The 2,002-nt window shown below is 71.1% G+C and carries 3 protein-coding genes; 1 reads left to right on the forward strand and 2 read right to left on the reverse strand.

The window, feature by feature from the left end; genetic code table 11:
* Window positions 1–777, forward strand: a 777-nt coding sequence (locus PROKR_RS05845) for a DUF2189 domain-containing protein (RefSeq protein ID WP_036960511.1), incomplete at its 5' end; no start/stop codon positions are given.
* A 90-nt stretch (window positions 778–867) separates the two neighbouring features.
* Here PROKR_RS05845 and PROKR_RS05850 read toward each other — a convergent pair.
* Both PROKR_RS05850 and PROKR_RS05855 read right to left on the reverse strand, forming a co-directional pair.
* Window positions 868–1,377 carry a DUF4870 domain-containing protein gene (locus PROKR_RS05850; RefSeq protein WP_084800272.1) on the reverse strand — a complete coding sequence of 170 codons (510 nt, stop codon included), beginning with the start codon at window positions 1,375–1,377 and terminating at the stop codon, window positions 868–870.
* A gap of 24 nt (window positions 1,378–1,401) precedes the next feature.
* A partial coding sequence (locus PROKR_RS05855) for a DUF3097 family protein (protein ID WP_036960513.1) occupies window positions 1,402–2,002 on the reverse strand: 601 nt, incomplete at its 5' end.

The following is a 2,002-nucleotide window of genomic DNA, read 5'->3' on the forward strand; positions in this document are numbered from 1 at the left end:
GCCTACGGGGGCGCCGGCCAGCCGCCGGCCTACGGTGGTCCGGGCGGGCCGTACGGCGCGCAGCCGGCCGCGACGTTTGCCGTCGGCGAGGCGCTGGGCTACGGGTGGAAGCGGTTCACCGGCAACTGGCTCTTCTGGGTGCTGTTCGTCCTGCTGTCCTTCGCCGTCGGCGCGATCTTCAACGCCGGCAGCTTCGGCGACTACCAGGAGATCAACGAGGCCGCTATGCGCGGCGACATCAGCACCTCCACCGCCACCGGGGTGTCGTTCGGCAGCTCGCTGCTCGGGCTGCTCGGCGGAATCATCAACTCGATCCTCGGGGCCCTCGGGATCAACGCCGCGCTGCGCGAGGCCACCGGCTACAAGGCGACCTGGGGCACGCTCTTCAAGGTCAACAGCTACCCGATGATCATCCTGACGGCGCTCCTGCTGCTGGTCGCCGGCTTCGTGGGTGCGCTGCTGTGCGGCCTGGGCCTCATCGCCCTGGCGATCTTCGCGCCGTTCACGTACCACAACGTGGTCGACCGGAACCTGAACGCCTGGGACGCGCTGACCGGCTCGTTCCGCCTGGTGGGGCAGAACTTCGGCGCGGTGTTCCTGCTGGAGCTCGCGCTCCTGGGCATCAACATCGTGGGCGCGCTGGTCTGCGGGCTCGGCCTGTTCGTCACGATCCCGCTGTCACTGCTGGCGCTGGCCTTCGCGTTCCGCCGGATCACCGGCGGCCCGGTCGCGGCCATCGAGGCCGGTCCCGCCCCGGCCGGTCCCGCCGTGGCCTGACGTCGACCCACGCAGGAACGACCATGCACCTGCTGCCAGTCCCGGAATCCGGCTGGCAGCAGGTGCATGGTCGTTGCTGTCCTGCGGGCCCTACTTGATGAAACGGATGTTCACCGGGTAGCGGTACGGGGCACCCTTGCCGTTGGCCACGGCCGCCAGGATCATGAACACGATCGCGGCGATGAACGCCAGGTACACGATCGCGCCGATGCCGAACGTGATCGCCGTGATGATCGCCGCGGCGACCTGCGCGATGGCCAGGGTGATCTGGAAGTTCAGCGACTCCTTGGCCTCCTGCTCCACGAACTGGCTGCGGTCCTTGAGCACGAGCCAGATCACCAGCGGAGGGATGAACGACAGCAGGAACGGGCCGACCTGGGCGAGGACCGTCCACAGGCGCTCGTCCGACGGCGTGAGCGGCTGCGGCTGGTACTGACCGTAGGGCTGGCCGGCCTGCGGCGGGCCCTGGTAGGGGGACTGGGCGGGCTGCGGCGTCCCGTAGGCGGGGCCGCCCTGCGGCTGCTGGGGCGCGGGGCCGGGCTGCTGCGGCGCCGGGCCGGGCTGCTGAGGAGTCTCGGGCTCCTGCGAGTTTTCGGACATATGACCAACCGTAGAGGCTGCGCCTTACGCCGAGGTCACGAAATCGATAAGTTCTTCGACCCGGCCCAGCAGAGCCGGGTCCAGATCGCGGAAGTCGCGCACGGAGCCCAGGATCCGCTGCCAGCCGCGTGCGACGTCCGCCTGAGTCTCCGCGGGCCAACCCAGGGAGCGCAGGATGCCGAGCTTCCACTCGGTCCCGCGGTCGATCACGGGCCAGCGCTCCAGGCCGAGCCGCTGGGCGCGCACGGCCTGCCACACGTCCACGTAGGGGTGGCCCAGCACCAGCACCGTGCCCGCGGGGACGGTGCGCAGCGCCTCGTCGGTGAGGCGCTGCTCCTTGGACCCGGGCACCAGGTGGTCCACCAGCACGCCGACCCGGCGCTCGGCGTCGGGTCCGAACTCGGCGAGCCGCTCGGCGAGGTTGTCCACGCCGTCGAGCATCTCGACCACCACGCCCTCGATGCGGAGGTCGTCACCCCAGACCTTCTCGACGAGCTCTGCGTCGTGCTTGCCCTCGACCCAGATGCGGCTGCCGCGGGCCACGCGGGCCCGGCCGCCGTGCACCGCGACGGACCCGGAGGCCGTGCGGGTGGGCTGCGCCGGCGCGCGGCTGACGACGGGCGCG

The sequence above is a fragment of the Promicromonospora kroppenstedtii DSM 19349 genome (assembly GCF_000515355.1).
GTDB classification, from domain to species: domain Bacteria; phylum Actinomycetota; class Actinomycetes; order Actinomycetales; family Cellulomonadaceae; genus Promicromonospora; species Promicromonospora kroppenstedtii.